General features: G+C 68.5%; 4 protein-coding genes. 2 read left to right on the top strand and 2 right to left on the bottom strand.

The window, feature by feature from the left end:
* The coding region (locus Q4F04_RS04150) for an ABC transporter ATP-binding protein (RefSeq protein WP_303368567.1) at nucleotides 1-958 on the bottom strand (958 nt) is incomplete at its 3' end.
* A 66-nt stretch (nucleotides 959-1024) separates the two neighbouring features.
* On the bottom strand, nucleotides 1025-2656 hold the full coding sequence (locus tag Q4F04_RS04145) for an ABC transporter substrate-binding protein (protein ID WP_303368566.1): 1632 nt from the start codon (nucleotides 2654-2656) through the stop codon (nucleotides 1025-1027).
* A gap of 181 nt (nucleotides 2657-2837) precedes the next feature.
* Between Q4F04_RS04145 and Q4F04_RS04140 the strand changes: the two genes are divergently transcribed.
* Entirely contained in the window at nucleotides 2838-3164 is a 327-nt protein-coding gene (locus Q4F04_RS04140) for a DUF4174 domain-containing protein (protein WP_303368565.1), read from the top strand.
* A gap of 91 nt (nucleotides 3165-3255) precedes the next feature.
* Nucleotides 3256-4232, top strand: a 977-nt coding sequence (locus Q4F04_RS04135) for an NADH:flavin oxidoreductase/NADH oxidase (protein WP_303368564.1), incomplete at its 3' end; no start/stop codon positions are given.

Below are 4232 nucleotides of genomic sequence, written 5' to 3'. Positions count from 1 at the left end.
TGCGTGCCGGGGCGCGGTCGGGATGGAAGCAGGCAACCTGCCCGCCTTCCGGCTGGGGTTTCAGTTCCGGCGCATAGGCGGCGCAGAAATCGCTGGCCCGCGCGCAGCGGGGCGCGAAGGCGCAGCCCTGCGGCAGGTTCCTCGGGTCGGGCACGGTGCCCTCGATGGGGACCAGCCGGGCGCGGCCCGCCTCCAGTTCCGGGATCGCGTCGAAAAGGCCGCGCGTATAGGGATGCTTGGGCGCCGCGAACAGATGCGCCACGTTGTCCGTTTCCACGATCCGGCCCGCATACATCACCGCCGCCCGGTCGCAGACCGCCGAGACCGCGCCGAGGTCGTGGCTGATGAAGACCATCGCCATCCCCGTCTCGCGCCGGATGCCCGCCAGAAGGTCGAGGATCTGCGCCTGGATGGTGGCGTCCAGCGCGGTCGTCGGTTCATCCGCGATCAGCAGGTCGGGCCGGCCCGCCAGCGCCATGGCGATCATGACGCGCTGGCACTGGCCGCCGGAAAACTCGTGCGGGTAAAGGTCGATGCGGGTCGCGGCCGAGGGGATGCCCACCATGTCGAGCAGCCGGATCGCCTCGGCCCGCGCTGCCGCCCCGCGCAGGCCCCGGTGCAGCCGCAGGCTTTCCGCGATCTGCCGGCCCACGCGATGCACGGGGTTCAGCGACGAGGACGGGTCCTGGAAGATCATCGCGATCCGCGCGCCCCGGACAGCCTCGATCTCGGACGCCCGCGCCCCGATCAGTTCCCGCCCCTCGATGCGGACGGACCCCGTGACCCGCGCCTTGCCCGGCAGCAGGCCCAGCGCGGCCAGCCATGTCACCGACTTGCCGCAGCCGCTTTCGCCGACAAGGCCCAGGGCCTCGCCCCTGCCGATGTCCAGGTCGATACCATGCAGCACCTGCACGCCGTCGAACGCGACCCTCAGGTCGCGGATGGAGACAAACGACATCCGCCGCCCTCCTGTCTTTTTGAAAGAAGCGCGGGGCGCAGCAATCCGCGCGCCCTGCGGGAAGGGTCAGACGTTCCAGTTGGTCGCGCGGAAATCCATCGCGAAGGCGGGGGCGGCCTTCCAGTTCAGCTCGGACTTCATGCCGGTGAAGACGGCGTTCTGATGCAGGACCGTATAGGCCGGGTCCTCGCGCTCGCAGATTTCCAGCAGGCGGGCGTGGGCCTTCTGGCGCGCGGCGGCATCCATCGAGGTCTCCATCACGACGGACAACTGGTTCACCTCGTCGTTCCAGTAGTTGCGCTTCTGCTGGGCCTCGCCGTTCGGGCCGAACTGCACGACCAACGGCGTGATCGGGTCGTTGATGTTGTTCGAGGCCGACCAGTCGAAGACGCCGCGCACCCCTTGGGGGTCATGGATCTGCGCCCAGTTCTCCTTCATCTCGATCTCGACGTTCAGGCCGACCTGCTTCCACATCTCGACCAGCACCTGCGCGGTGGGCGTCTGGTTGGTGTAGTAGTTGTTGAGCAGCCGGTAAGGGATCGCGTCACCCTTGTAGCCCGCCTGCTTCAGCAACTCACGGGCAAGGTCCGGGTCGTATTCCGGCGCGGCCCAGCCTTCGGCGAACATCCCCGAGGTGCGGAAGCTGTCGAACTGCAGGCCCGCCGGGACTACGGTCTGCCCGCCCCACAGCGCCTCGACGATGGCCTGCCGGTCGATCGCATGGGTCATGGCGCGGCGGACCAGCGGGTCGGCGAGGAACTCGTTCTGCTTGTTGAAGACGGTGACGCGGTGGTTCCAGATGGTCGAGGACTGCACTTCCAGCCCCGGCGCGGCGGCAACCGTTGCAATCTGGTCGGGCGGCAGGTCGCAGGCGAAGTCGTATTCGCCCGAGAGCAAGCCGTTCACGCGGCTGGCGACCTCGGGGACCTCGACGAAGCGGATGCGTTCCAGCGGCGGGCGGCCGCCCCAGTAGTCGTCGAAGGCCACCAGTGTCAGCGAGACGTCTGGGCGGAACTCCTCGACCCGGTAGGGGCCGGTGGTAACGGGCCGGTTCGCCCATTCGGCATAGGTCGCGGCCTCGTCCCAGGCCCGCTTGCTGGCGATCTGCGATCCGAAGGCGTAAAGCCGGCCTTCCAGCGTGATGTCGGGCGTCGCGTTGTGGAAGCGGACGGTGTACCTGTCCACGGCCTCGACCCCGCGCAGCGCGGGCCACAACCGCCGGGCGATGCCGGGGATGTTGGCGGGCAGTTCCTTGGCATTCTGCGGCTTGAAGTTTTCCGCATAAAGCGTCTTGCCGCCCGCGGGCTCGGTCCCGGCGAACAGCCGCTCGTCCGAGAAGGAGAAGACCACGTCCTCGGCGGTCAGTTCGTCGCCGTTGTGGAAGCGGACGCCCTGACGCAGCTTCAGTTCGATGGTCTTGTCGTCCAGGCGCTTCCATTCGGTCGCCAGCCCCGGGACCGGGCCCTGGTCGCCCATCCAGTCGCGCAGGATCAGCCCTTCCCAGAGGTTGGGGAAGAACACCCGCTCGCCCACGTTCGACTGCTCGTTCCAGATGTCCAGCGTGTTGTTGTTGGTGATCTTCTGGACCGCGATGGTGATGGAACGGCGGGGCGCCTGCGCCATCAGGTGACGCGGCAGGATCAGCGAACCGGCGGCGGCGCCGAACAGGCCGAGGGTGTGGCGGCGGTTGATAAGCATGGGCCTCTCTCATGTGCCGAGGCGCGGCGGTCCGTGCCCCTTCGGCGCGCCTTCTGGCCCCGCCATGTGGCGGCCGGGTGACGCACTCGTGACATTCTCGTTAAACTCCGAGGGGCTTGGGCGAACTTTCCGGGGACTGGGTCGTTGGGACAGGCTGTCCGCTGTCAGGAAAGGAACCGCGATGACCGAACGTGTCGTGACGATCCCCATGGCCGATGTGGACATGGACGAGTTGCGCTGGAAATCGCGCCCGGTCGTGATCCTCGCCCGCGATGAATCCGACCCGCGCGTGGCCGAACAGATCGGCATGCTGAGCGCCGCCGCCCATGGGATGGGCGAGCGTGACATGCCGGTGCTGACCGACTTTGGCGGCGAATCCGATTTCGAGCTGCGCCTGCTGGGCCGCGACGGCACCCTGAAGCAGCGCTTCGACGCGCCGGTCTCCGCCGAGACGCTGTTCGGGATCGTCGATTCCATGCCCATGCGGCAGGAGGAGATGAAGGACTGAGGGCGTTCCGTCAGCTCATGGCCTTTCCTTCGGCGCGTGGAACGATCCGCCTCTCGCCCCGTTGCGCTGCGCGAACCGAAAGGAGCCGTTCATGTCACCGCGCCTGTTCACCCCGCTGGATGTCGGCAAGCTGAGGCTGCCCAACCGCATCGTCATCGCGCCGATGTGCCAGTATTCGGCCGAGGACGGCTGCATGACCGACTGGCACCTGATCCATTACGGCCATCTCGCGCTGTCGGGCGCGGCGCTGCTGACCATCGAGGCGACAGGCGTGGTCCCCGAGGGCCGCATCAGCTACGGCGATGTCGGCCTGTGGTCGGACGAGACCGAGGCGGCGATGGGCCGCGTGCTGGACAGCATCCGCCGCTGGTCGGACATGCCCATCGCGATCCAGTTGGCCCATGCCGGCCGCAAGGCCTCGACCGACCTGCCGTGGAAGGGTGGCGCGCAGATCGCGCCGGATCACGCGCATGGCTGGCAGACCGTTTCCGCCAGCGCCGATCCCTTCGCTCCGGGGGAAAATCCGCCCGTGGCGCTGGACGAGGACGGGCTGAAGCGGGTCCGCGACGGCTTTGCCGAGGCCGCCCGCCGCGCGGGGCGGCTGGGAATCGGCGCGGTGCAGATCCACGCGGCCCACGGCTACCTGCTGCACCAGTTCCTGTCGCCCCTGTCGAACCGGCGCGAAGACGGCTATGGCGGCAGCCTCGAAAACCGGATGCGGCTGGTGCTGGAGGTCTTCGACGCCGTGCGCGCGAGCTTCCCGGCGGAACGCCCGGTGTCGGTGCGCGTGTCCGGGACCGACTGGGTGGAGGGCGGCTGGGACATTGACCAGACCATCGCGCTGGCGCAGGCGCTCGAGGCGCGGGGATGCGATGCGATCCACGTCTCCAGCGGTGGGCTGGACCCGCGCCAGAAGATCCCCGTCGGGCCGAACTATCAGGTGCCGCTGGCCCGCGCCGTCAGGCAGGCGGTGACGATGCCGGTGGTCGCGGTGGGCCTGATCACCGATTACGATCAGGCCGAAGCCATCATCGGCACCGGCGACGCCGACCTGATCGGGCTGGCGCG

It is taken from the genome of Paracoccus sp. (in: a-proteobacteria) (assembly GCF_030536915.1).
GTDB lineage: Bacteria > Pseudomonadota > Alphaproteobacteria > Rhodobacterales > Rhodobacteraceae > Paracoccus.
This window is presented reverse-complemented; position numbering and strand designations above follow the sequence as displayed.